At 66.9% G+C, this 25,358-nt stretch carries 22 protein-coding genes and 2 riboswitches; of the genes, 10 read left to right on the forward strand and 12 right to left on the reverse strand.

Annotated features, from left to right (window positions below):
• The first annotated feature begins 10 nt into the window (after positions 1–10).
• Positions 11–1,141, forward strand: coding sequence for an aminotransferase class V-fold PLP-dependent enzyme (locus tag EFY87_RS03015; RefSeq protein ID WP_123270218.1), 1,131 nt, complete (start codon positions 11–13; stop codon positions 1,139–1,141).
• A 79-nt stretch (positions 1,142–1,220) separates the two neighbouring features.
• Here EFY87_RS03015 and EFY87_RS03020 read toward each other — a convergent pair whose 3' ends face one another.
• Both EFY87_RS03020 and EFY87_RS03025 read right to left on the reverse strand, forming a co-directional pair.
• A complete protein-coding gene (locus EFY87_RS03020) occupies positions 1,221–1,889 on the reverse strand; it encodes a nucleoside/nucleotide kinase family protein (RefSeq protein WP_245988358.1) in 669 nt (222 codons plus the stop codon).
• Entirely contained in the window at positions 1,886–2,902 is a 1,017-nt protein-coding gene (locus EFY87_RS03025) for a LacI family DNA-binding transcriptional regulator (RefSeq protein ID WP_123269983.1), read from the reverse strand. Before EFY87_RS03025 ends, EFY87_RS03020 begins: the two co-directional genes overlap by 4 nt.
• 340 nt (positions 2,903–3,242) lie before the next feature.
• Here EFY87_RS03025 and EFY87_RS03030 point away from each other — a divergent pair, with 340 nt between their 5' ends.
• The 4 genes from EFY87_RS03030 to EFY87_RS03045 all read left to right on the forward strand — a co-directional run bounded on the left by EFY87_RS03030 (position 3,243) and on the right by EFY87_RS03045 (position 6,869).
• Positions 3,243–4,211, forward strand: coding sequence for a substrate-binding domain-containing protein (locus EFY87_RS03030; RefSeq protein WP_245988361.1), 969 nt, complete (start codon positions 3,243–3,245; stop codon positions 4,209–4,211).
• Positions 4,212–4,217: 6 nt separating this feature from the next.
• Positions 4,218–5,246 carry an ABC transporter permease gene (locus tag EFY87_RS03035; protein ID WP_123269985.1) on the forward strand — a complete coding sequence of 343 codons (1,029 nt, stop codon included), beginning with the start codon at positions 4,218–4,220 and terminating at the stop codon, positions 5,244–5,246.
• Positions 5,243–6,028 carry an ATP-binding cassette domain-containing protein gene (locus EFY87_RS03040; RefSeq protein WP_123270220.1) on the forward strand — a complete coding sequence of 262 codons (786 nt, stop codon included), beginning with the start codon at positions 5,243–5,245 and terminating at the stop codon, positions 6,026–6,028. The genes EFY87_RS03035 and EFY87_RS03040 overlap by 4 nt, the downstream gene beginning before the upstream one ends.
• 76 nt (positions 6,029–6,104) lie before the next feature.
• Entirely contained in the window at positions 6,105–6,869 is a 765-nt protein-coding gene (locus EFY87_RS03045; protein WP_123269986.1) for an SDR family oxidoreductase, read from the forward strand.
• 39 nt (positions 6,870–6,908) lie between these two features.
• Here EFY87_RS03045 and EFY87_RS03050 read toward each other — a convergent pair whose 3' ends face one another.
• From EFY87_RS03050 to EFY87_RS03075, 6 genes are all read right to left on the reverse strand, one after another.
• Entirely contained in the window at positions 6,909–7,880 is a 972-nt protein-coding gene (locus EFY87_RS03050; RefSeq protein ID WP_123269987.1) for a hypothetical protein, read from the reverse strand.
• 33 nt (positions 7,881–7,913) lie between these two features.
• The gene (locus tag EFY87_RS03055) at positions 7,914–9,101 is read right to left on the reverse strand and encodes a serine hydrolase domain-containing protein (RefSeq protein WP_245988363.1); all 1,188 of its coding nucleotides are present in this window, start codon (positions 9,099–9,101) and stop codon (positions 7,914–7,916) included.
• Between the two features lie 108 nt (positions 9,102–9,209).
• Positions 9,210–10,907 carry a biotin carboxylase gene (locus EFY87_RS03060; RefSeq protein WP_181445427.1) on the reverse strand — a complete coding sequence of 566 codons (1,698 nt, stop codon included), beginning with the start codon at positions 10,905–10,907 and terminating at the stop codon, positions 9,210–9,212.
• Positions 10,904–13,642, reverse strand: a complete 2,739-nt coding sequence (locus tag EFY87_RS03065) for an aminotransferase class I/II-fold pyridoxal phosphate-dependent enzyme (protein WP_245988365.1) — start codon at positions 13,640–13,642, stop codon at positions 10,904–10,906. The genes EFY87_RS03060 and EFY87_RS03065 overlap by 4 nt, the downstream gene beginning before the upstream one ends.
• A gap of 170 nt (positions 13,643–13,812) precedes the next feature.
• A complete protein-coding gene (locus tag EFY87_RS03070) occupies positions 13,813–14,412 on the reverse strand; it encodes a peroxidase-related enzyme (protein ID WP_123269988.1) in 600 nt (199 codons plus the stop codon).
• A 342-nt stretch (positions 14,413–14,754) separates the two neighbouring features.
• Positions 14,755–15,903 carry an acyl-CoA dehydrogenase family protein gene (locus EFY87_RS03075; protein ID WP_123269989.1) on the reverse strand — a complete coding sequence of 383 codons (1,149 nt, stop codon included), beginning with the start codon at positions 15,901–15,903 and terminating at the stop codon, positions 14,755–14,757.
• Between the two features lie 345 nt (positions 15,904–16,248).
• Between EFY87_RS03075 and EFY87_RS03080 the strand changes: the two genes are divergently transcribed.
• Positions 16,249–16,902, forward strand: a complete 654-nt coding sequence (locus tag EFY87_RS03080; protein WP_123269990.1) for a GntR family transcriptional regulator — start codon at positions 16,249–16,251, stop codon at positions 16,900–16,902.
• A 1-nt stretch (position 16,903) separates the two neighbouring features.
• Here EFY87_RS03080 and fabG read toward each other — a convergent pair whose 3' ends face one another.
• Entirely contained in the window at positions 16,904–17,647 is a 744-nt protein-coding gene (fabG, locus tag EFY87_RS03085; protein WP_123269991.1) for a 3-oxoacyl-ACP reductase FabG, read from the reverse strand.
• A gap of 116 nt (positions 17,648–17,763) precedes the next feature.
• Positions 17,764–18,960: an acetyl-CoA C-acetyltransferase gene (locus EFY87_RS03090; RefSeq protein WP_123269992.1), complete on the reverse strand. Its 1,197-nt coding sequence runs from the start codon at positions 18,958–18,960 to the stop codon at positions 17,764–17,766.
• Positions 18,961–19,235: 275 nt separating this feature from the next.
• Positions 19,236–19,310, reverse strand: a riboswitch (Fluoride riboswitch).
• A gap of 56 nt (positions 19,311–19,366) precedes the next feature.
• A riboswitch (Fluoride riboswitch) is annotated at positions 19,367–19,439 on the forward strand.
• A 14-nt stretch (positions 19,440–19,453) separates the two neighbouring features.
• Between EFY87_RS03090 and EFY87_RS03095 the strand changes: the two genes are divergently transcribed.
• The 4 genes from EFY87_RS03095 to EFY87_RS03110 all read left to right on the forward strand — a co-directional run bounded on the left by EFY87_RS03095 (position 19,454) and on the right by EFY87_RS03110 (position 24,636).
• Entirely contained in the window at positions 19,454–20,995 is a 1,542-nt protein-coding gene (locus EFY87_RS03095) for a MutS-related protein (protein ID WP_123269993.1), read from the forward strand.
• On the forward strand, positions 20,992–22,590 hold the full coding sequence (locus tag EFY87_RS03100; RefSeq protein WP_123269994.1) for a MutS-related protein: 1,599 nt from the start codon (positions 20,992–20,994) through the stop codon (positions 22,588–22,590). The genes EFY87_RS03095 and EFY87_RS03100 overlap by 4 nt, the downstream gene beginning before the upstream one ends.
• A gap of 10 nt (positions 22,591–22,600) precedes the next feature.
• A complete protein-coding gene (gene eno / locus EFY87_RS03105; RefSeq protein ID WP_123269995.1) occupies positions 22,601–23,881 on the forward strand; it encodes a phosphopyruvate hydratase in 1,281 nt (426 codons plus the stop codon).
• A gap of 92 nt (positions 23,882–23,973) precedes the next feature.
• Complete coding sequence (locus tag EFY87_RS03110) at positions 23,974–24,636, forward strand: DUF2268 domain-containing putative Zn-dependent protease (RefSeq protein WP_158607479.1); 663 nt, start codon at positions 23,974–23,976, stop codon at positions 24,634–24,636.
• A gap of 3 nt (positions 24,637–24,639) precedes the next feature.
• On the opposite strand, the gene EFY87_RS03115 is transcribed toward EFY87_RS03110, so the two are convergent.
• Complete coding sequence (locus EFY87_RS03115) at positions 24,640–24,969, reverse strand: DUF5615 family PIN-like protein (RefSeq protein ID WP_123269997.1); 330 nt, start codon at positions 24,967–24,969, stop codon at positions 24,640–24,642.
• Positions 24,970–24,972: 3 nt separating this feature from the next.
• The gene (locus tag EFY87_RS03120) at positions 24,973–25,197 is read right to left on the reverse strand and encodes a DUF433 domain-containing protein (RefSeq protein ID WP_123269998.1); all 225 of its coding nucleotides are present in this window, start codon (positions 25,195–25,197) and stop codon (positions 24,973–24,975) included.
• Positions 25,198–25,358: the final 161 nt, after the last annotated feature.

Consider the following 25,358-nt stretch of genomic DNA (forward strand, 5'->3'; position numbering starts at 1 on the left):
CCGTGCGAACGTGAACCTGCCACACGACGACATCGACCCGGACGGCCTGCTCGAGTATTCGGTGGTCTTCACCGACCGCTCGCTCAACCACATGTCGCAGCGATTCCTGCACGCGATGCAAGACCTGCTCAGTGTGCTGCGCACGACCTATCACGCCGAGACCGTCGCGGTGGTCCCCGGCGGCGGGTCCTACGCGATGGAGGCCGTGGCGCGGCAACTGGCCACGGGCAAGCGCGCGCTCGTGATCCGTAATGGTCTCTTCTCCTACCGCTGGTCGCAGATCCTGGCAGCCGGTCGGGTGACCGACGAGGTGACGATCTGCGCGGCGCGCTCGGTCAGCGACGCGCACCAGGCGGCCTGGCAGCCGGCGCCGGTCGATGAGGTGGTGCAGGCGATCCGCGAGCACCGTCCGGAGATCGTCTTCGCCCCGCACGTCGAGACCGCCTCCGGCATCGTGCTGCCGGACGACTACCTGCGCGCCGTCTCGGCGGCGGTCCACGAGGCAGGCGGGCTCTTCGTCCTCGACTGTGTGGCGTCCGGGGCGCTCTGGGTGGACATGACCGAGCTCGGCGTCGACGTGCTAATCACGGCACCGCAGAAGGGCTGGAGCGGCACGCCGTGTGCCGGCTACGTGATGCTTGGGGACGCCGGGCGGGCGGCGGTGAGCGCGAGCACGTCGACCAGCTTCGCGATGGATCTGGCCACGTGGCTGTCCATCAGCGAGTCGTATGTCGAGGGCGCCACGCCATACCACGCGACGTTGCCGACCGACGGTCTCGCGCACAACGCGGCACTGATGCTCGAGGCGCGCGACATCGGCCTGGAGAAGCTGCGCGACGCGCAGGTCGAGCTGGGCTCGAAGGTTCGCGACGTGCTCGCAGGTGCGGGTTTCCGTTCGGTCGCCGCGGACGGATTCGCTTCTCCCAGTGTGGTTGTCGTTCACACCGACGACCCCGAGCTGAAGAGTGGCGCCGCGTTCAAGAGGGTCGGCCTGCAGGTCGCCGCCGGCGTGCCGCTGCACTGCGGCGAGCCGGGCGACTTCTCCAGTTTCCGGCTCGGCCTTTTCGGGCTGGATAAACTGACCGACGTGAACGGGACGGTTGGGCGCTTCGAGTCGGCGCTGCGCCGACTCGGCAGCTGAGCCGGCACACGCCCGCATCGGCTGGGTCATCGAGTCGAGGGTCCTGTCCTCTCCACCGATTCAGCGTGACGTCGTCGTCTCAATGCAACCGTGGGGCGTCGGCGGTGATGATCAGATCGGCGAAGCTTGCCGAACTCCGCACCAGTGCGGCGTTGCGCTCGTCGCTTCCCATTGTCCAACTGACCGCATCCTGAGATGACTTCCCAAAATTCTGGTGTCGCCGGATGAGCCGTTCGCGTCGGGTCACGTCGTCCACAGTGAGAAACCAGGCCTCGTCGAACAGATTGTGATTCGCTGCCCACGGTTCGTCGTCGAGCAGCAGGTAGTTGCCTTCGACGACGACGAGCGGGGTCTCGGCCGGCACTCCGATCGCTCCGGCAACGGCTGCCTCCAGCTCACGGTGAAACTGCGGGGCATACACGACGGGTTCGGTGTTGTGTGAGAGCCGCTGCAGCAGAGCGTGGAATCCGCTGGCGTCAAAGGTTTCCGGTGCTCCCTTGCGATCGCGGAGGCTGAGGTCGGTCAGTACGTTGTCGGCGAGGTGAAAGCCGTCTTGCGGCACCAGTGCGGCGGAGCCTTGCGGCAGGGCTGCGAGAAGGGCGGCAGCAAGAGTGCTCTTTCCAGCGCCGGGCGCTCCCGCGATGGCCAGCAATCGTCGGCCGTCCTGGGCGATCAAACGCTCCGCGCGTTGGGTGAGGAATGCGAGGTCGAGATCGTGGTGCAACTGGGGTTGCTCTCGACCGATCACCGGCCGAGCTCCACCTGGTTGCAACCGCACGAATCGCGCACCTGCAGTAGCGGGGGTATGGCGTGCCGCTCCGTCGGGCCGTCGTATCCGTCGATACGTCGCAGCAGCAGCTTCGTTGCGAGACTACCGATCTGCGGTATCGGCTGGGCCACCGTCGTCAGCTGCGGCGACATCAGATCGGCCCACTCGAAGTCGTCGAAGGCCCCGACCGCCACGTCGTCCGGAACACGCAGACCGAGGTCGCGCAACCCGCGCAACATGCCGACCGTCATCGCATTGTTGGCGCTGAAGAGTGCCGTGGGCGGGTTCGGCCCGGTCATGAGTGCCTTGACCGACTTGCGTGCGGGCTCGATCTGTGAAGCCCCCGCCCGAACGAGTTTGCGGTCAAAAAGCAGTCCGGCCCGCTGCAGCCCGACTCTGTAGCCAGTGAGCCTCTCCGATGTCGTGGACAGACCAGGTTGCCCGCTGATGCACCCGATTCGGGTGTGGCCGTGGGCTGCTAGGTGTTCGATCATTTGCGCCGTGGGCTCGATATTGTCCGCGCCCACCTCGTCGAATTCACCCTCGGAGAGCCGGTCGATCAGCACGGTCGGGGTGCCGCTCGCGGTGAGCCGGCTGATGACTTCGTGGAGGTTGCGTGCTGCGGGAGCGATGATGATGCCATCGACACGCCGGTCGAGCATGACCTTGACCTGCATCGCCTCATCCGTTGCGTTCTCGTGGTTCTCGGTGAGTAGCAGCGTGTATCCGCGGCGACGGGCCGTGCGGTCGATGTGGGTGACGAGCGGGGCGAAGAACGGGTTGGACAGGAAGGACATGACGACCCCGATCAGCATGGTGCTCTGGGTCACCAGCGCGCGGGCAACACTGTTGGGCGTATAGCCGGTGTCGCGGACGGCTGCGAGCACACGCGCGCGCAGTTCGTCGCTCACGGGGCGGGTGTTGTTGAGTGCGTGGGAGACGGTCGTGATCGACACCCCCGCGGTCGCTGCGACGTCGGCCATTTTCACCATGGTGGTCCCTCCTTGATGGTAGTAGCCGGACCCTTCGACATTCTGCGCGAAGAGCTGACTATGACCATTTAACAACCCTCTCGGCCTCCGCGAAGCCGTTTGAGCGATGTCGCGCAAACGCTTGCGTAAACGCTTGCGCGAGCTCTAGTGTGTTCGCCATCACACTCTCAAGTGCTTGTTCCGGAGGTTACGAATGATCAGTCGCAGACACAGGAAGCCGCAGCGTCGCGTTGTAGCAGGACTGCTATGCATCGGTGCGGGTGCGCTCGCCCTGGCCGCGTGCAGTAGCGGTGGGACCGCCTCGTCCCAGGGCGGTACATCTGGCGGCAAAGGCGGCAAGGTGAAGGTCGCGTTGATCCTGAAGGAGTTCACGAACCCCTACTGGATCTCGATGGAGAAGACGGCCAAACAGGAGGCTGCGAAGGACGGTATCCAGCTGCAGGTGACGGCCGGCAAGGCTGACGACGACACGACGTCGCAGATCAACCAGATCGAGCAGGCGATCGCCGCGGGTGACAAGGGCATCATCATCAGCCTCAATGGCGACGCGGTCAACAATGCGTTGCTCAAGGCACGCAAGGCGGGGCTGATCGTTGTTGCGGTCGACACCCCACCGATCCCGGCGAGTGTGGCGAACGTGACGTACGCGACGGACAACACTGCCGCAGGCGTCCTCGACGGCAAGTGGGCAGCAGCGAAGCTGGACGGCAAGTCCGCTGACATCGCGATGCTCGATGATCTCGCCAACCAGGTGATCACCGTTGACGTCGATCGCGATCACGGATTCTTGCAGGGGATGGGCATCCCGGTTGGGGACAACAACGTCAATGGCAAGGAGCCCAAGTCCGGCAAGTACACCGGCGGCAAGGGCGGAACCTACAAGATCGCCTGTCAGCTGCCGACGAACGGATCCGTCACCGGCGGGCAGACGGCGATGGAGACCTGCCTTTCCAAGGATCCGAACATCAATCTGGTCTATGCCATCAACGAACCCGCGTCCCAAGGCGCCGCACATGCGTTGAAGGCAGCCGGGAAGAAGGGCGTCACCGTGGTCGCCATCGACGGTGGTTGTAGCAACCTGCCGTTCGTCGCCAGTGGCGAGGTCGGTGCCACAGCTGGTCAGTTCCCCGGCAAGATGGCAGCGGACGGCGTCGACGCGATCGCGCAATACGTCAAGACTGGTAAGAAGCCCACCAATCAGAGCGGGAAGGACTTCTACAACACGGGCACCAAGCTCTACACCGATAGCCCGCAGCCAGGGATCCCGAGCATCACCACCAAGGCCGCCGCGAATATGTGCTGGGGCTGATCAGGGATGACTGTAGAGGCGACCGACACAGGGTCCGGTCCGCCCCCCGAAGGGGCGAAGGCGCCGACGATCGGCAATCGAGTGCAGCATGTGTTGCACGCTCACCCCTCGCTCGGCCCGCTGGTCGTACTGGTGATCTCGGCGATCATCTTCGATCTGATCAACGGCCGGTTCTTCAGCGCCGCGAACTTGTCGATCATGTTGCAAGAGGTGGCAGTGATCGGGCTACTTGCGCTTGGCCAGACGGTCATCATCCTGACAGCGGGCATCGACTTGGCCGTTGGCGCGGCGATGATCCTTGCCCAGATGGTGATGGCCGGATTGGCGTTGACCTCAGGGTGGCCGGTGTGGCTGGCGATCGCCGGTGGCCTCGTCGTTGCCCTGGTCACCGGGTTGGTCGACGGCCTGTTGGTCACCCGGTTCAAGGTGCCGCCATTCATCGGCACCCTTGGCACTCTTGGCGTTTTCACGGCCCTCGGGTTGCTCTACGCCAACGGGCAGACGCTCACTCCTTCAGCTGGGAATTTCTTGCTGTGGCCCGGAAACCTCATCAAGATCGGCTCGTTCTCCCTGATGACCGGCGTCATCGTGATGCTCGTGCTCTATCTGATCGTGGGCTACGCGCTCGGCCGGACAGCGTGGGGCAAGCATGTGTATGCCGTCGGAGACGACCCGGAGGCCGCTCGACTGGTGGGCATCAACACCGCTCGCTTGCTGTTGAGCGTGTACGTCCTGGCGGGTCTTATCTACGGCATCGCCGCGTGGGTCCAGATCGGCCGGGTCGGCGACGCGAGCACCAACATCTCCTCCACCTTGAACCTGGATAGCATCACTGCGGCGGTCATTGGTGGGGTGAGCTTGTTCGGCGGCCGTGGAATCGTTCTCGGCACCCTCTTCGGGGCGCTCATCGTTCAGGTCTTCCAGAACGGTCTCGCGCTGGCTGGAGTGCAAGACCTTTACCAGCAGCTGGCAGAGGGGCTTCTCGTCATTGCAGCGGTCGCCGTGGACCAGTGGATCCGGAAGGTGCGGACATGAACGACGGAAGTCCGGCAAACGCCCGCAAGGAGCCGGTCCTGTCAGCCACAGCGCTCCGGAAGGCATACGGACGCGTCGAGGCGCTGCGCGGAGCCGACTTCGAGCTGTTTCCGGGCGAGATCCTGGCGGTCATCGGCGACAACGGGGCCGGGAAGTCCTCCTTGATCAAGTGTCTGTCGGGTGCTTCGAGTCCGGACAGCGGCGAGATCTACCTCGATGGCAAAAAGGTGACCTTCCGGTCACCGCAAGACGCAAAGGATGCGGGTATCGAAACGGTCTATCAGACACTTGCGGTTGCTCCGGCGCTGGATATCGCGAGCAACCTCTACCTGGGCAGAGAGATCCGCAAGTCAGGTCTACTGGGCAGTGTCCTGCGACATATGGACATTGCCAGGATGCGACGGGAAGCGCGAGAACATGTGAATCGGTTGGGAATCCAGACGTTGCAGGATATTACTCAACCCGTGGAAACGCTCTCCGGTGGTCAGCGCCAGGCAGTAGCCGTCGCCCGAGCAGCGGCCTTTGGCAGCAAGGTCGTCATCCTCGATGAACCGACCGCGGCACTGGGCGTGCGAGAGTCAGCGCAAGTTGCCGCGATCATCAAGCAGTTGCGGGACCACGGCCTGCCGATCGTGCTCATCAGTCACGACATGCCGAGTGTCTTCGAGCTGGCTGACCGCATACACGTCCAGCGGCTCGGTCGCCGCGCGGCCGTGCTGTCGCCGCAGACACACACGATGGAGGATGCTGTCGCGATCATGACCGGCGCTCGCGCCGCATAACGACAATTGGTCCCGGTGGGCAGCGCACAGACGCGCTGCCCACCGGGGTCACTACGCCTGTGAAGGGAGCTCGGCGGTGGGCTTGTTCGATCTCTCCGGGCGAACGGCTCTGGTCACCGGGTCGACGCGTGGCATCGGTTTGACGCTCGCTCATGGACCTTCTGCCGCAGGCGCAGAGGTCATCCTGCACGGCAGGGACATCTCGGCAGTTCGCGCAGCGGCAGCTGAAGTCACGCAGAGCTCTGGACAGCGTGCTCATGCTTCTGCGTTCGATCTGACCGACCCTGAGGCGATCGCCGCCGCTACGAGCGCGATTGTGTCAGATTTTGGCACCCCCGACATACTCGTGAACAACGCCGGGATCCAGCGGCGCGGCGCGATCACCGACTTCACCCCCTCGGACTGGCAGGCGCTGGTTGCGACTAACCTGACTCCTGGCATCTTCCTGACGCAACAGTTCACGCCCGGGATGATTGCCCGAGGCAGCGGCAAGATCATCAATATCGCCTCGATCCAGAGCAGCCTCGCGCGACCAGGTACAACAGCGTATGGCGTTACCAAGGGTGGCGTAGTGATGCTCACCAAGGGCCTTTGCGCGGAGCTCGCACCGCACGGAATCCAAGCGAACGCGCTTGCGCCAGGCTATTTCGCGACAGATCTGACGGCGTCGCTCGTTCAGGATCGGGAGTTCTCGTCGTGGATCCAGAGTCGCACTCCAGCTGGCCGGTGGGGCCGAGTGGAGGAGTTGGTTGGCGCCGTGGTTTTTCTCGCCTCGCGAGCCTCGGATTTCGTGAACGGACAGACGCTGTACGTCGACGGAGGAATGACAGCTGTTGTGTAGATGTGCAGCCAAGGTCAGTCGCCGGCGCGACGCAATTCATCACCCGCCCGGCGAAGAGCCCGGCCTGCGTCGCCACAGCCGCGCCGCGACGGCCGCGGCCAGATAAAGCACGACGACGCTGGCGACGATCAGGCCGGCGTCGCGGGCGGTGCCGGTCCAGCTGCGGACCGGCCCGGCGATCTGGGCGACCAGTGCCATCGCGAGAACGGGTGCGCAGCGGAGCGACAGAGTGAGCATGAGCACCAGGGCGCAGCTGGTGGCCAGGACGGCGGCGAGGACCGCTGGCAGGTGCCACACTGCAGCCGAGCCGATCGCCCAGGCCAGTCCGAGCAGCAGAGCACGCCCGGCACCCACCCGCACCGATCTCGGATGTTCGAAGAACCATTCGAGGCCCGACACCGCCAGCGGCGGAGCCACTGCGACGCTCGGCAGGTGCAATGCCGCCGCTGCCCCGAACCACGCGGCGGCCAGGGCGGCGTAGCACAGGAACCCGCTCACTGGCCATCGCCCGCCGGGTGCGGATGGCTCGGCCCGGGCCGGGTGCCCGGGAGTCGCACGTGCCTGGAGGGTGACGCCGACCACCATCACCGTCGCGATCGCCAGCACTGCCACCGGATAGACCCAGGACCGTATGCCGAAGACCGTCGGCAGCGTGGCCGCTGACAGGGCGGGCGCGATCTGCGACCGCAGGACCAGCAGGACCACGGTCGCGCAGGCCAGCGCGGCGACCTCGGCCGCCAGCCGAGCGGGCAGCAATCGCGCCATCCCCACCCCTGCCACCGCGCAGCACGTCGGCGTCGCGACCAGGCGCCACCGGGGGACGATCCACTGCGGGTGCCACATCACCCAGGCACCGAAGGCCAGCGCGGCACCTTCGGGGAAGACAACCGCTCGCTGCCCGCTCAGTTGCGCAGCGGCGACCATGGCAGCGGCGAACGCGACGGGCAGCCACGCTCGCGGCGTCCGCCACGTCGGTGGCGATGTGCCGCCTGCCGGTTGCGAACCCTGCATGGGTATGACGAAGGCCTGATGCGCCGACCGCTGCTACGCGTAGAGGCGGGAGATGGTCTCGAAGGCGCGCAGGGTGGAGAAGAGCTTGACCGCATCCTGCGGGTCGGGCCAGCTGGACAGCTTCACCGCGACCACGCCGGTGTCACGATCGGCGTAGATCATCTGACCGTGAATGCCCAGGCACAGCAACACATTCCGGTCCGGGTAGGGCAGCCAGAACTGGTTGCGGTACATCCCGCCCGGCATCAGGGTGATGGTCGGACTCTGCGCGAACGCGGCGCGGCTGTCCGGGTCGCCGGTGCAGGCGTCGTCGATCCACCAGGCCGGCACCACCTGCTCGCCGGTCAGCGAGATCCCGTCCCGCACGAGCATCGCTCCGAACCTGGCCAGGTCACGCAGGATGGCGCAGATGCCGCCGTCGAACATTCCCGCGCCGGCCGAGTCAATCGCGATGACCGCGTCCTCTTCGGTGCCGAGGCGCGACCAGAGCAACGTGGACATCAGCTGTGGCATGCGTGTCCCGGCGGCGGCCTCGCAGACCCAGCCCAGCACATCGGTCTCGCCGCTGCGGTATTCGAACGGGCCCCCGTGCGGGGACTTCTGCCGCAGGGTCAGCAGGAAGTCGTACATCGTGCGGGGCACACCGGGGTGGGTGCGGGTCGCCCAGCCGATGGCCTGCTCCAGCACCCGGACCTCCGCGGTCGGGTCCAGGTATTCCTCGGAGAAGTGGATGCCGGACCGCATGTCAAGCAGGTTGCGGAGGGTCGCCCCGGCATACCCGCTGTCCGCCAGGTCCGGCACGTAGGTGCTGACGAGCTGCGCCGGGTCCAGCTCGCCGGACGCGATGAGTGCCCCGGCGACAGTCCCGACGAGCGACTTGCTGACCGACATCAGCAGATGGCGCGTGTCCGGAAGCATCTCCGAGGGGTACTCCTCGGCAATGATCCGCGAGCCCTGGGTCACGATCCACGCGTCCGTGTTGCTGAATGCCATGACGTCGGCAACGCTGGAGGTGGTGCCGTCGGGGTGGGCCACCTGGACCGCGCCGAGCGCGTCGGGCCGGTAGTCGAGCGCCGCCACGGGTCCCGTCCCGCGGGAGATCGCCGCCGTCGGGAAGAGGTCTTCGATGTGCTGCATCGACCAGTGCAGCTGCGGTGCGATCTGCCAGTTGTCCAGCGTCACCTGCGAGTGCGGATGCATGTCGAACTCGCCCAGGACCACTTGCCAACTCCACTCTCGCGACAACTGCACGCAGCGCCGGCGCCTCCACGGCGCGCGGCCTGTCGATGGTACGGCGGACGTCCCGCCCGTGACCGGGCGGGACGTCGATCAGCCGGTGGAACCGGCAGCGTCCGGCGCACTGCCGGCCACGTCCGCCACGGCGGCGGGCGCACTGCCCTTGACCACGTCCGTGGGCGGCGCTACCGGCGCCGGCATCAGCGCGACACCGGTGTACTGCGCGCGGATCGAATCAATCAGATGCTTGGCCCGGATGGTCAGTTTCGACGGACCTGCGCCCTGCTCGGTCTGCAACCGCCCCTTGGTCACCAGCACGCCGAGGTCGGCGCCCTTCCAGCGGTAGTCTCCGGGACCGTAGATGCGCAGGAAGAACGCTTCGTGCTCGTCCTGCAACTGATGCCAGTCCAGTGCCGCCCGGCGGAAGACCAGGGTGCCGCTCGGGTCCAGGTAGTACTGCCCGGTGGGCGCCGCGGTGAGGATGCGCTCGACCGCGGGGGAGACCTCCTTGATGATCATCTGCGACCACAGGTCGACCGCGGCCAGCTCCTGCCACCGCTCGTTGATCTCGTCGACGTCCAGGTCGAAGTCGACGTCGAGGTATTCGAGCAGGTGGAAGATGAACAGCGGCACGTCGGCATACGCACCCGAGGTCACGTTGGTGATCGACGAGGCGCCGCTGATGCGCGGGTTGAGCTCGCCGAGGTAGGCCTCGTCGGTGTCGATGTCCACCAGCACGTCGACTTCGAAGAAGCCGCGGTAGCCCTCCGCACCCAGCCGGTCGCCAAGCCGGCGCACCATCGCGGTCGCCCGCGCGCGCACGTCGCCGGTGAGGACCTCGGGGTACATCTCGTTGCCGCACCAGCCGCCCCGGTATGGCGTGAGCTTCGCGTGTCCGGTGAGTTCGGACATGAACGGGCCGACCACCGTGCCGCACTGGGTGAGGACAGCCTCAACCGCTACCGGGCGGTTGTTGATGCGCTTCATCACCTTGACCTCGTTGCCGACGATCTCCTTGCGATGCTTGCGCCAGTCGCTCTCCGTGGCGATGAAGAACGTGGTCTTGCCTGAGTCGCCGTACGCGGTCTGCACGACGAGGTCGGTGCCGAGCCCGGCAGCTTCGGCCGCAGCGCACAAACCGTCCCAATCCTTTACTGTCGCAAGGGTGTTCGGCACGCTCGGGACGCCGACTTCCTCGCCCAGCCGGGTCGTCACCAGTTTGGAGTCCAGGTGATTGCGCAGCTGCGCCGAGGGCAGGATCAGATCGTATCCGAGCTCCTCGCAGATGCGTTCGGTCTCCTCGTCGAAGAAGACCATCGCGACCTTCGGCCGCTGGCCCGGCGCGAGCCGCGCACTCATCAGCGCCCGCACCTCGGCGTTCTCCAGCAGCCAGTTGTTGATCTCCTCGCCGCTCTCGAACTCGATGTAGGGCTTGTAGCGCGGGGTGAAGACCCTCGGGTGGGCGCCGTCCCAGGCGTCGTAGTAGGTGACGTAGGTGAAGTTGCGCACCCAGCGATCCAGCCCGAGCAGGTTGAACGGCGTCGCGCCGAAGAAGTAGACCGGCACGTCGTTGGTGCGGAAGAAGTGCCGCACCTCGGAGATGTTGCGCAGCGGCCGGTGGGCGGCGGCGGCCGGGGCGAACGCCGCGTCCCCGGCCATCGTGGGCAGCGGCTCCGGTCCGCTGGGCACGCGCGTCGGCGGTGCGGCCGGGGTGGGGGTGGCTGCCTTCTTGGCCGCCGGACGGGCCCGCTTGCGAGGGGTCTTCGCCGCCGGATTCTTGCGTTCGGTCATTGCTCACTCCCGGCGTAGAGACGGGCTCGGTCCGCCATGGCGATCTCCACGGCGGCATCGGTGTAGACCCGGTAGCCCACGACCGGGTTGTAGCCGTGCACCTCCGGGGTATCCAGGGCGCCCATGTATTCCAGGATCGCGGTGCTGAAGACCTGGCCGGGCACCAGCACCGGGAATCCCGGCGGGTATGGCGTGACGTAGGTCGCCGAGACGATGGTGCCACCCGCTGCCAGCTTCGCCTCTGCCTCGGCCTGCAGCAGGTATTCGCAATTCGTGTCGTCATACGACAGGAAGAACGCCCGCCGCACGTCGCCTTCCGGAGTGGGATGCTCGGACGGATCGCGGAACGCTTCGTGGAATCCGCTGAAGTCCGGCAACGGGGCGGCCGCGTTGGTCAGTCGCGCGACAGCTCGCTCGAAGACGATCGTCTCGGCCCGGCTGGCCTCCGACTTGCGTTCGTCGATCTCCCGCACGATGCTCACCAGCACCTCGATCAGGTAGGCCACCGAACTGCGCGACGTGCCGATGTTCGTCATGAACAGCACGGTGTTGCGGGAGGTCTTGTTGATCTGGATGTTGAAGCGGTCCATCAGCTCGGCCTGCTTGAAGGTCGCGCCGTCGATGCCGGTCAGCCCGATGTAGAGACTGATCCGGGTCGGGTCCATCACGAACTCGTCGGTGCTCCACGCCCGGATCATGTTGTGCAGCCCGCTGCGCAACGGGTGCGCCAGGTGCGACTCCCGGTATTCGTCAGGGATCATCTCGGCGGTGCTCAGACAGTGCATGTACTTGCTGAGCAGCGGATGGTTGTCGATCGCGTCGCGCAGCCGCATCGCCGATTCCAGCTGCCGCTGGACCAGCTCGAACCCTTCCAGCGCAGCCTGCCGGCGGCCCAAGTCGAGCGAGGCCAGGATCTGGTAGTTCGGTGACGTGGACGTGTGCGCCATGTAGGCCTCGTGGAACGCCTCGCGAGACTTCTGCGCGAAGTCCTGGTCGTGCACGTGGATCATCGAACCCTGCCGCAACGAGGTCAGCGTCTTGTGCGTCGACTGGGTGGAGTAGACCCGCACCCGGGTGGTGTCCGGGTCGGGCATCAGCCGATCCTCGACGAGCTCCCGGTCGCTGCGCTCGGTCTGGTCCCATTCCTCGTATGCCGCCCGGTATTCCGGGGTGCGCAGCTTCTCCACCAGGGTGCGCGCGGCGCGCATGCCGGTGCGCGGCCGGTAGATCGGGTGGAACCGCGCGAACGCCCACCACGCCTCGTCCCAGAGGAAGACCAGGTCGGGCTTGATCGCGAGGCATTCCTCCATGACGCGGCCCACGTCATACACGACGCCGTCGAAGGTGCAGTTGGTCAGCATGAGCAGGCGGACCCGGTCGAGTTTGCCGGCTGCCCGCAGATCGAGCAGGCGCTGCTTGATCTCCCGGATCGGCACCGCGCCATACATGGCGAATTCGTTGAGCGGGTAGGCGTCCAGGTAGGACACCTGCGCGCCGGCCAGCATCAGGCCGTAGTGATGGGACTGGTGGCAGTTGCGATCGACGAGCACGATGTCGCCCGGCCCGACCAGCGCCTGGGCGACGATCTTGTTCGCGGTCGACGTCCCGTTGGTCACGAAGAAGGTCTGCCGGGACCCGAAGGTCTCCGCCGCGCAGTCCTGCGCGTCGCGCAGCGGGCCGGTCGGCTCCAGCAGGGAGTCGAGGCCGCCGCCGGTCGCGGACGTCTCGGCCAGGAAGATGTCCAGGCCGTAGAACCCGACCATGTCGCGGATCCAGTGCGTGCCGACGATCGACTTGCCCTGCGAGATCGGCAGCGCGTGGAACGCCCCGGTCGGCCGGTGGGCGTAGGCGCGCAAGGCGTCGAAGAACGGGGTCCGGTAGCGGTGCATCACCCCGGCGAGAATGCTCTGGTGCAGATCGAGCGATCCCTCACGGGCGTGGAAGACGCGGCGGAAGTGGTGGCTCAGGCGACCGGCCATCTCCTCCACGCCGACCTCGGTCATCAAGTAAAGGTCGACCTCGGGACGTTCGCGAGCCATCCGCCGGGCCAGGATCTGCGCGCGCTCATCGGGGGTGTGGTCGGCGAGCTCGGCGCTCAGGTCCGGATCGATGAACTCGTCCAGGTCGGTGAGGTCGTGCAGCGAGCCGTGCGAGAACCTGCGCCGGATGACGCACGCCTGGATGTTGGCGTTGAGCCGCATGGCGACCAGCGCCTCCGGCCCGGAGCCGACCACGACGAGTTCGTAGACGAACTTGTCGTCCGCCCGGCGCCAGGAACGCATCTCCTCCCGCAGGTCGTGTTCCTGCTCGGGGGTGAGCGTGTCCACGACGAGCACCTCGAAGTAGGGCCGGTCGCTGTCGCTGTGCTCGAGCTCCGGCAGGTCGTCCTCGGATGCCTCTTGATTATCGCGCAGGGCCATCGACCCGTGCCGGTAGGACTCGGTCACCAGTGCCCGGTTGATCGATGCGACCAGGTGCAGCAGCCGCGGGTAGTCGGCCGAGGCGGCCAGCTCCTGCACCCGGGCGAACAGCTCCGGACCCGGGAAGGCCCAGAACTGCTCGATGGGCACCAGTGCGGTGCACTGCTCCATGATCGGCTCGACGAGTCCGTCGATCGGGGAATCTCGGCGCTGCGCGACGACAACGCGGTTCACGGCCTCTTCGAGGCGCGACCAGCAGTCGGCGCGGTAGCTCCACCAGCTGTTGTAGACACGGGTACGGGATCGACTGGCCACGACGCCTCCTGCGTAGTTAGGCAGCCCGCCTCCCATCACAATGGGGCGCGTGCGCTGATGCACGAACGACATTAGTGGAGTCCGACGTGCCAGGACGGTGAGTGCGAGAACTAATTGGACTCGATTTAGCTGCGGCGCGGTCCGGCCGTGGAACGCGGCTGTTCGCGCGCTCAACTGCCCTTCGGGACGCGTCCCATCAGGTAGAACTCCGCGTTCGGCATCAGGCCGCTCCAATGCACCAGCCGGTTGCTCATGGCGAAGAAGGCGGTGATGGTGCCGACGTCATACACGTCCTCCTCGGAGAGCCCGTGCTCGCGTAGCGAGTCGAGGTCGGCGTCGATGATCTCGGCCGGCCGGGTCGCCAGCTTCATCGCGGCCGCGATGATGGCGTACTGCCGGGCGTCGAGGTCGGCCTTGCGCCAGTCGGTCGCCAATTGGTCTGCGATGTAAGGGTTTCGGGCCCGGATGCGGGCGATGGCGCCGTGCGCGACGACGCAGTAGAGGCAGGAATTCGCGGCGCTCGTCGCCACCACGATCATCTCCCGGTCGGCCTTGCTGAGCCCCGGCGTCTCCCGGTCCATCAGCGAGTCGTGGAAATCGAAGAACGCCCGCATCTCGTCGGGCCGTTGCGCGATGCCGATGAACACGTTGGGAATGAAGCCGGACTTCTCGTCGACCGCCATGATGCGGTCCTGCAGGTCCTGCGGCAGGTCTGCGACATCCACGACGGGGAAGCGCTTCATGATCTCGGGATCCAGGTGGCTGGGCATCGTGGTCTCCTTGGGTAGCTGGGTGCGGCACCTCGATCGTGTCAGACCTGACCGTGCCTTCGGCTGGAGCAGCCCGGTCGCCGTGTGCCGTGGTGCGCGTGGCCTGCCTGCGGCCGGGGGGACTCTGTGCGGTGCGGGGTATCCGGTCCCGGCGGTGATCGCTGCTCTGCTGGTCGTAGCGGTGCGCGGCCGACCGCCCGGTGGCTCGGCTCAGTCTGAAGCCGGGCGTCACTTCGGTGTACTGGTCGGTGGTCCAGGACGACGAACTGCAACTGATCTCACAGAGCAGCGGCGACTGATGCTCCGGGCTCGCCAGGCGCATCTGCCGGTTCTGAAGCTCCGTCACAGCCCTTCGGCCTTGAGCAGCTGCCGTGCCAGCACCAGCTTCTGCACCTCGCTGGTGCCCTCGTAGATGCGAAAGAGGCGAGCCGCGCGGTAGAAGCGCTCGACGGGCACGGTGCGCATGTAGCCCATGCCGCCGTGGATCTGCACCCCTCGGTCGGCGACCCGGCCGAGCATCTCGCTGGCGAAGAGTTTGGACGCCGACGGTCCGAGCTTGCGGTCCGTGCCGTCGCGGAACTCGTGCGCTGCTTCCAGCGCCAGCGCTCGTGCGGCGCGCAGCTCGGCATACGACTCGCCGATCATGCCCTGGATGAGCTGGAAGGTGCCGATCGGCTTGCCGCCCTGCGTCGCGGTCGCGGCATGCCGCACCGACTCGTCCAGGATCCGCTGCGCCTGCCCGACGCAGATGGCCGAGATGTGCAGCCGACCCTTGGCGAGCGAGGCCATCGCGGCGTGGAAGCCGACCTCCTCCTTGCCGCCGATCAGCCGGTCGGTGCCGACGACGACGTCGTCGAAGAACAGCTCGCTGGTCCAGGCGCCCTCCTGGCCCATCTTCTTGTCGTGCGGGCCGATCGTCAGACCGGGGGAGTCGGTGTCGACCAGGAATGCCGAAATGCCTTTGGTGCCACTGGCGTTCGGGTTGGTGCGGGCGAAGACAACCAGCACTTGAGCCAGCTGGGCGTTGGTGATGAAACGCTTCGAGCCGGTGATCAGGTAGGTGTCGCCATCCTTGACCGCCGCGGTGCGCATGCCGCTCGGGTCGGACCCGGCGCCGTCCTCGGTGAGCGCGAACGAGGCGATCACTTCGCCGGAAGCGAGCCGGGGCAGCCACTGCTGCTTCTGCTCCTCCGTGCCGTAGTTGACCAGCACCTGGCCGGCGATGCCATTGTTCGTGCCGAACAGCGAGCGGTAGGCCGGCGTGGTGTAGCCGAGCTCCATCGCCAGGCGGACATCCTGCAGCGCGTCCAGGCCGATGCCGCCATACTCCTCGGGGATGGCCAAGCCGAACAAGCCCATCTGCTTGGACTCGGCGATCAGCTCGTCCGGGATGCGGTCCGCGGCCTCGATCTGCTCCTCGAGCGGAACGACCCGGGTGCGCACAAACTCGCGCACGCTGGCCAGGATGTCCGTGAAGTCGTCGTCGTCCATGGTGTTTCTCCTCGTTCTGACTTATGCGGTGAAGAGTGTCACGATCGTGGCCACGCGCACCGAGCGGTCGCCGGTTTCCGTCCTGGTGGCTGAAGGTCGTGCGTGCCGGAAGCGACCGTTGCCGAGAGGCCGTGAGCGCCGTCGATCACGCGCCAGTGACTCACCTTGGGGCCGTCGAACGATGCAATCGGAGTTGCCCTTCATACCAAGACTTTCCCACTGCGGCGGACTTGGCGGCCCGAGGGCGATCACGGTGGCGTGGTACTATATAGAATACTGAGAATTGCTGATGGGCGGCGTAGATGACACGCCGATCGTCGGTTCGACGTCGTTCGGAGGAAGTGCGTGCACAGGAGTCAGCTCAGTGACGACGTCGCTACCTACCTCCGTGAGCAGATTCTGGCGGGTGGATTTGTGCCCGGTCAGGCAGTCCGCACGGAGGCCGTCGGGAGGGATCTCGACGTATCTGCGACTCCGGTGCGCGAGGCGCTGCAAGCCCTGCGGGTGGAGGGGTTTCTCGACCTGGTGCCGCGCAAGGGGTTCACGGTCGCGCCGCTCACCGGCGAGGACATCCGCGACATTTTCGAAGCGTACGCGCTGATCGCAGGGGAGCTGACCGCGCGTGCAGCCGCCCGGGTCGATCCCGCGCAGCTGCAGGAGTTGCGCGCCGTGCACGAGCAACTCCTCGAATCGGCGAAGAACGGCGAGAATGAGCGACTGGAGCAGCTGAACCACGACTTCCACCGGCAGGTCTATCTCATCGCCGGATCCAAGCGGCTGCGCTGGGCGCTGAGCTCGTTCGCGAAATACGTGCCCAGCACCTTCTACTCCCAGATCGACGGGTGGCCGGAGGCTACCGCCGCCGACCACGGGGAGATCTTCGCCGCGCTGGAGAACCACGACGCGGACAAGGCGCGCGAACTCATGGCGCAGCACGTCCGCGACGCCGGGGAGAAGCTCTCGGAGTATTTCGCCAAGCGGCAGCGTTCGACGAAGTAGCTCACATGTGCCGGCCGCCGGTGACTTCCAGCACTGCGCCGGTGATGTAGCTGGACATGTCGCTGGCCATGAACAGGACGGCCTGGGCGATCTCGGCCGCCTCGCCCATGCGCCCCAGCGCGATCTCCTTGAGCCGGGTCTGCAGGATGTCCTCCCGCATGCCCTCGGTCATCGGCGTCCGGATCAGGCCCGGCATGACCGAGTTGACCCGCACGCCCGCGAAGCCGACCTCCTTGGCCGCGGCCTTGGTGAGGCCGAGGATGCCGGCCTTGGCCGCGCTGTAGTTGGTCTGGCCGAGCAGGCCGACCTTGCCGGAGATCGACGAGATGTTCACGATCGACCCGCCCTGCTCCTGCTCCCGCATCACGGCGGACGCGGCACGGGTGCCGAGCCAGGTGCCGCGCAAGTGCACGGCGATGACCTCGTCGAACATCTGCTCGGTCATCTTGCGCATAGTCGCGTCGCGGGTGATGCCGGCGTTGTTGACGAACACGTCGAGTGACCCGAAGCGGTCCACCGCGGCCCGCACGACCCCCTCGACGTCTGCGCCGTCGGCGACGTTGCACGCCACGCCAGCGGCGCGGTCACCGATGTTCAGGCGTGCCGCAGCGGCGCCGGCCGCATCCGCGTCCAGGTCGACGATCACGATGTTCGCGCCCTCGGCGGCGAGCGCCTCGGCGATCGCGTAGCCGATGCCCTGGGCGGAGCCGGTGATGACGGCGGTGCGCTGGTCGAGAAGTGCCATGGGTCTCTCCTTGGTTGTGGTCGTGGGTATTTCAGGAGGCGAGCACGCCGCGTGCACGCAGGTCGGTGAGGTGCTCGGCTGGGTCTCGCGGGTCCGCGACACCCCACTGCCTTTGTTCAGATCACCTCGAAGATCGCGGCCACGCCCTGGCCGCCGCCGATGCACATCGTCTCCAGCCCGCGACCGCCGCCGCGCCGGTGGAGTTCGTGCACGAGCGTCGTCATGATCCGGACGCCGGTCGCGCCCACCGGGTGGCCGAGCGAGATGCCGGAGCCGTTCACGTTCAGGCGGTCGATGTCGTCCAGCCCCCAGCCGCAGATCACGCCGAGCGCCTGTGCCGCGAACGCCTCGTTGAGTTCGATGAGGTCGATGTCGGACCAGGAGCGGCCGGTGCGGCGGAAGAGCTTCTCGACGGCCGGCACCGGGCCGAGACCCATCTCGGCCGGTTCACAGCCCACGGCCGTCCAGCCCTCCAGGAAGGCGATCGGCTCCAGGCCGTACTGGTCGAGCTTGTCCTCGGCGACGATCAGGCACGCGGCTGCAGCGTCGTTCTGCTGGCTGGCGTTTCCGGCGGTGGTCACGCCGTCCTTCATCAGCGGGCGTAGTGCCGCTAGCGATTCGACGGTGGTGCCGGGCCGCACTCCTTCGTCGCGGGCGAAGATCACCGGGTCACCCTTGCGCTGCGGCACCGAGACCGGGACGACCTCGTCGTCGAACGTGCCACGCTCCCAGGCGGCGGCGGCGTTCTGCTGGCTGCGGGCCGCGAAGGCGTCGGCTTCCTCGCGGGTGATGCTGTAGCGCTTCGCGACGTTCTCGGCGGTCTCGATCATCCCGGAGATGTAGCCGAAACGCTCCTCGGGCTGCGAGCGCTCCCGGCCCCGGTCGAGCCGGTCGTAGAAGGCGGCGTTTCCGGCGCGCTTCCCCCAGCGCAGGTTGGTCGAGTAGTACTCGATGTTGCTCATGCTCTCGACCCCGCCGGCGATCACGACGTCGGCCGCGCCAGTCTGCACCATCATCGCCGCCGTCGCGATTGACTGCAGCCCGCCGCCGCAGCGCCGGTCCAGCTGCATCCCGGCGGTGTGGATGGGCAGCCCGGCCTGCAGCGCGATCCAGCGGCCGACGCATGGCGTCTCGCTGTTCGCGTAGGACTGCGCGAAGACCACGTCCTCGATGGCTTCCGGGTCGATGCCCGAACGTTCGAGCACGGCCGTGACGACCGTCGCGCCGAGTTGCTCGACGGACACCGGCTGGAGGGACTTCCCGAAGACTCCGACACCCGTGCGGGCTGGGGCGACGATCGCGGCTCTGGTCATGGCTGGGCTCTTCTCTTGTCCTGGATGGTCGGGTGTTCCCGGCGACGCGTGAGGCTGCCGACAATCTAAGACGCGCACACAGGCCAACTTTCACCAGCCCCGACCAGGCCGAGGTCGACCCCGTCGCCACGATTGGAGGCTTTCACCGGGGTTGGGCTCGCCGCCCGGCAGCACCCAGTCCCCACGGCGTTCGAGGAGGAGCACGCGCGATCCGCGCAGGACGACCGCGGAGCATCTGATGACATTCGTCTTCACCTGTAATCACCTTCTACGAAGGGATCACAGGGGCCATCAGCGGTCAGCGGTTCGGGCACGGCGTGCCTCGGGCGGGCTCCATCACCGAGCCCGAACATAGCCACACGCCGTGACGAGCGCCGAAACATCGCGGCCCGCGCCATCGGCTACAGTGACAGCTGGTGATGGAGCCCGCCCGCGAATTTCGCGAACCGCCACCCGTGGCTGATGGCACCTTCGATCGATACGAAGGTGAGCCATGCCCATACTCCGCAATCGCCCCACGCCGTTGTACCCGCGGCCTCCCGACGAGCGCCGGCTCGCTCGACGGCCCCCGGCCGACACCCTGCACGACCTGAATCTCGACCAGGTCTTCGCCTCGATCAGTGCCGGCGCCGACGAATACCAGTTCGCAGAGATCTTCGAATGTCCGGCCGACGATCTCGAGGTGGTCGAGCACCGGCACGAGGTGTTCCGTGATCTCGAGAACGACGAAACACTCCACGTGCTGCGGGATTTCGTCGTCGACGCGGCAGCGGTCCGCACGCGGCTCGCCCAGAAACTGTATGACGACCTGCAGGCGCACCGGTGGTTCCTGGGCACAGTGCTCGCGCATTGTCGGGCGGTGGCCGCGGCGGGGGACGGCCTCGCGGGCGCTCCCGTGTCGTCGGCGGGTTTGTGTGCATTGCGCGGGCGGCTGGCGGCATACCGGCAGAGCACGGAGTTCACGGAGCTGTTCGACCAGGCCACACGCCTCGACAAGGCGTTCGAGGAGCTGCGGTTCGTCGTGTTCACCCACGCCGGCAAGATCACCGTCGCCGCGCCCGGCGACGAACCCGACTTCGCCGGGTCCGTGCTCGCGACCTTCGAGCGATTCGCGAGTGTCGGGTCCGGAGAACGCAGGGAGGAACACCGCGGGACCCACCAGCTGGACCGGGTCGAGTCCGCCGTGCTGCATCTGCTGAGCCAGCTCTATCCGAAGCTGTTCACCGATGCGGCCGAATTCCACCGCAACAACGCCGGATTCGTCCCGCAATGGCTGCAGGACGATGAACGTGAAGCAGCCTTCTTCCTGCAGTACGTCGACTTCATGCAGTCTCTGGACGCGGCAGGCACCCACTGGGTGCTGCCCACGCTGTCGCGCACGGACCGCACCGAGCGCGTCGTCGCCGGGTGCGACGTCGCCCTGGCCCGCCAGCTGGCCAAGGACCACCGGCGGTGCGTCGCCAATGACTGGCAGCTGACGCCGCCGGAGCAGATCCTCGCGGTCTCCGGTCCCAACCAGGGCGGAAAGACCACCACGGCAAGGATGTTCGGCCAGTTGCACTACCTCGCCTCACTCGGTCTGCCGGTGCCAGCCGTCGAGGCGCGCCTCTTCCTCCCTGATGCCGTCTACACGCACTTCGAACGCGCTGAGAGCATCGAAACGCTCGCCGGCAAGCTGGAGGACGAGTTGCGCCGCGCCAGAAGCCTGTTGGAGCGGGCCACCAAGGACAGCGTGGTGATCTTCAACGAGACGTTCGGCTCGACCTCGCTCGCCGATGCCTACGCGCTCGGTGCGAGCGTCCTGCGACGCGTCATCGATGTCGGCGCGATCGGTGTCTACGTCACCTTCGTCGACGAGCTGACCCGGCTGGACGAGCACGTGGTCAGCATGATGAGCACCACGGACACCAGCGACGACTCCGTGCGGACGTTCAAGGTGGTCCGCAAGCGGGCCGACGGGAAGGTGCACGCAGCCGCGATCGCCCGGCGGTATCACCTGACGTACCAGGACATTCGGCAGCAGGTGGCTTCGTGAGACCGCACCTGCTCTTCGCCGACAAGGACCTCGGTGAGCCGCCCGAGAGCGTGGCACCGCTGGTCGCGGACCTGGTCACCGATCTGGAGCTCGAGACGCTGCTGACCGCAATGGCCGGGGACGACCCCCTGGTGTACGACGTGTGCGCTCAGGTGGTGACGGCGACCGACACCACACCGGAGACCGTCCGCTACCGGCAGGAGATGCTGGCCGACGCGCTGGCGCACACCGCCGAGCTGCGAGAGCTCTACACCATCGCCGGCCAGGCGATGGCCGACGAGCGCAAGATCTACCGCACGACGTTCGAGTGGCGTTCCGAGGCGACCCTGCGGCGTGCGGTCCGCGTCCTGCGCCGACTGCTCGGGGCGGTGGCGCAGCTGCGTGAAGTCACTGATTCCCTGCAGGGCCAAGCGCATTCGGCGGCACTGCGTGAGATGTGCCGAACGCTCAGCACGGAGTTGGGCGATGCCTATCTGCAGGAGGCGCGCCAGCGCATCGATGAGCTGGAACTCACGCACGGGCTGCTCGTGTCGGCGTCGCTGGACCAGGGTGATGCCGTCTCCGGCATGCGCCCGAAGCTGGCGAACCTGTCCGGCAACCGGCTGATCGGGCGACGTCCACGGCTGAGCAAACCGAATTTCTCCTACACGATCGCCGACCGGGACCAGGCCGGCATGGAGGCGTTCAGCAGCTTCCGGGACAGGAGCCTGACTCAGGTCGCGCACGCCGCGGACACATCGGCGACGCACATCCTGACGTTCCTGAGCTGCCTGCGGCGCGAGGTGGCGTTCTACCTCGGGTGTGCGCGACTGCACGCATCCCTCGACGACCTCGGTGTGCCGGTGTGCGTTCCGGCCGTCATCGACACCGGCGTCCGGGCGCTCAACGCCACCGAACTGCGCGACGTGCCGCTCGCGCTGCGGACCAGCAGTGCCCCTGTCCCGGTGACGGTGAAGGCCGCCGACGCGCCGCTCATCGTGGTGACGGGTGCCAACCGCGGCGGCAAGTCGACGGCTCTGCGCGCGCTCGGCGTCGCACAGCTGATGGCGCAGGCCGGGATGTTCGTCGCCGCCGACGCGTTCGAGTTCGCAGTGTGCGCAGGAGTTTTCACGCACTTCAAGCGCGAGGAAGACGCGTCGATGGAGCACGGAAAGTTCGACGAGGAACTCGATCGGATGGCCCGCATCGTCGAGGCGATCAGCCCGGGGTGTCTGCTGCTCGCGAACGAGTCCTTCGCGTCCACGAACGAGCAGGAGGCGTCGGACGTGGGCTTCGACGTCCTCACCGCGCTGGTCGACAGCGGGGTGACCGTCGTCCTGGTCACACACCTGTTCACCCTGGCGCAGCAGCTGTATGACGACTCGCGCCCGTCGCGCTTCCTGCGCGCCGAGCGAGGCGCGGACGGCAGGCGTCCCTACCAGCTGGAGCCCGCGCCACCGTTGCGGACGAGCTTCGGCGGCGACATCTACCGCGCCGTGTTCGGGGTCGCGCTCGATGACCACGGGCTGCCGGCGCAGGGTGCGTCGAGCGATCCGCCCGGTCGTCGGCGAGTCGTCCGATCGGCACCGGAATCCGCTTCGTACCAGACCGACTGAAAGGACCGCCATGCCCTCAAAGGAACCACTCCGGATCACCGGCATCGACGCCGAGCAGATTCTCGACTCCCGCGGTCACCCCACCCTGCACGTGGAACTCACGGCCGGTGACGGTGCGGTCCACCACGGTTTCGCGCCGTCCGGGGCCTCCACCGGCGAACACGAGGCGCGCGAACTGCGCGACGGCGGGCCGGAATACGGCGGTCTGGGAGTGACCAACGCGATCGCTGTCGTGGCCGGCAAGATCGAGCCGTTGCTGCGCCACGGGCAGTGGACCTGCCTGGACGACATCGACGACGCGCTGCAACGCACGGACGGGACCGGGCACTTCGCCCGGATCGGATCCAATACCGCCGTCGCCGTCTCCACCGCGTGCGCGCGGGCGTTCGCCGCACGCGACGAGCTTCCGCTCCACGCGTGGATCGCCGCGCGCCTCGGGACGACGCCGACGCTTCCGGTGCCGCACTTCAACGTCGTCAACGGTGGCATACACGCCGCCAACGGGCTGGCCTTCCAGGAGTTCCTGGTGGCTCCGACCGGCGCGTCGACGATGGCCGAGGCGGTGCGGATGGGTGCGGAGATCTACGCCGCGCTGGCCGGTCAATTGCGGAGCCGGTTCGGCACCGTCGGCGTCGGCGACGAGGGCGGATTCGCCCCGGACACCGACGACGAGCGGCAGATCCTCGGTGTGCTCGTGCGCAGCATCGAGGATGCCGGGTTCACCCCGGGACACGAGGTGCAGATCGCCCTGGACTCGGCTGCGAACGGCTTCTATGACGGTCGCGCCTACCGGCTGCACGGCCGCTGGCGCACCGCAGATCAGTTGCTGGACCGGTATGACGAGCTGGTCCGCGATTTCCCGATCTGGAGCCTGGAGGACCCGTTCGACGAGTCGGACCGGCCGGCGTGGCGTGCGTGCGTCGATCAGCTCGGCGGTCGCGTGCAGGTGCTGGGCGACGACATCTTCGTCACGGACGCGCGCCGCATCCGGCAGGGTGCGCAGGACGGCATCGCGACGGCGGCGCTGATCAAACCCAACCAGATCGGCACGGTCACCCAGACGTTCGAGGCATTGCGCACGGCCCGCGAGGTCGGGCTTGCGGCGATGATCTCGCACCGGTCCGGGGAAACACTCGATACATTCATCGCCGACCTCGCCGTCGGTGCCGGTGTGGGTCAACTGAAGGCAGGCGCACTGGCACGCGGGGAACGGGTGGCGAAGTACAACCGGCTCACTCGGATCGAGGAGCTGCATCCCGAATTGCGTTATGCCGAGCTACGTTCCAGCTGAGCTGCCTGGCTACGGCGATGGTGCCGACCGAAAACTGACCCTCGGCGCGGTGATCGGTGCCTGGTGGCTCTGGTGCCTTCTACGGTGGTGCTGTGACCGGCGAGATCGAACTCCACCTACCCACCGGATCTGGTGCGTATTCCGGGGAGCAGTTGACGGTGCTGAAGGACGGACATCAGGCGGCTGTCCGGCTGGTCCGGGATGTCTTGCAGCTGGACCGTCTCGATGTCTTCGCTGTCGACGCACCCGACATGGTGATCCCGAGTTGGGGTTGCGGTGGATGTACCTACAGTGCGCGATCCGTGGTCCTTGCGGTCGATTCGTCACACCCGGCGACGATGTCTGCGGTGCGCACGACTCTGGTCCACGAGTTTCACCACGTTGCGCGCGAGCGGGGACCTGGGTGCGGTACAAGCCTTCGAGATCGCGTTGTGTCCGAGGGCCTGGCCATGTTGTTCGAGGAAGAGATCCTGGGCGCGGCGTCGGAGTTCGCACATCAGACCATCACGGACGATCAGGTCGGGCGAATGATCGAATCGTTGGACGAGGACCCCGCCGATGACGGTCGGTGGTGCTTCCACGCCGGTGACATGCCCCTGTGGCTGGGCTACACGGTCGGTTATCGATGGGCCCGCTCCTACGCCCAAGCGTGCGGGTTGAGCGCAGCCGCCTTGGTGAACATCTCCGCCAAGGAGGTAACCGCGCACAGCCCCGCACGAAGCGACGAACTGACACGGCCGGACGGCCGGGTTTGAGTGTCAGCGTAGTTCGATGAGGCGCTGACCATCTTCGATCAGGCGCACAATCTCGTCGATCAGCGGCTCAAACCACGCCAGCAGAACGGTGCGGCGGGTATTGCCAATCCGCACCCAGACCACCGATGGTGCTTCACCGCCGTGGGCAATCATGTTCGAGAAGTCTTGGTCCTTGGCCACGATGACAGCCTGATGGTCGAGCGCGAAGCGCCACAGTTCCCGGTCGGATGCGTCACCCGGCCCGATGTCGATGACGTGGTCGGCCTCGTGTCCGTGCTCGCGCAGAAGTCGGGCCAGCGCCGGTGGCAACTGGGCGTCGACGAGGAACCGCACGGCCTACGAGGCGGTCAGGATCGCGTGGTCGGCCTGCGCCGCGGCGTACTCGAGGCAGGCCTTGATGTCGTCCGCCGTGAGATATGGGTAGTCCCCAAGGATTTCAGCCTCGTTGGCACCTGCGGCCAGCAGGGCGAGCACGTCGCCGACACGCATACGGGTTCCACGCACCGTCGGACGCCCGTGGGCGACCTCCGGGTCGATGGCGATGCGATCAAGGAGCGGCATGCATCGAGGATAGCCGGGTCCACGCGTTGCGGGACGCCGTGACGGCCGGATGGGGGACCTCGGCCGAGGAATACCGCAGGATCGAACGCGTGAGCCACCGAGACCGGGAACGCTGATGACGCCGCCGACGCTCCCGTCATCGAGCCCGCCACGCTGCTCTT

The organism is Flexivirga caeni (genome assembly GCF_003724155.1).
Lineage (GTDB): Bacteria > Actinomycetota > Actinomycetes > Actinomycetales > Dermatophilaceae > Flexivirga > Flexivirga caeni.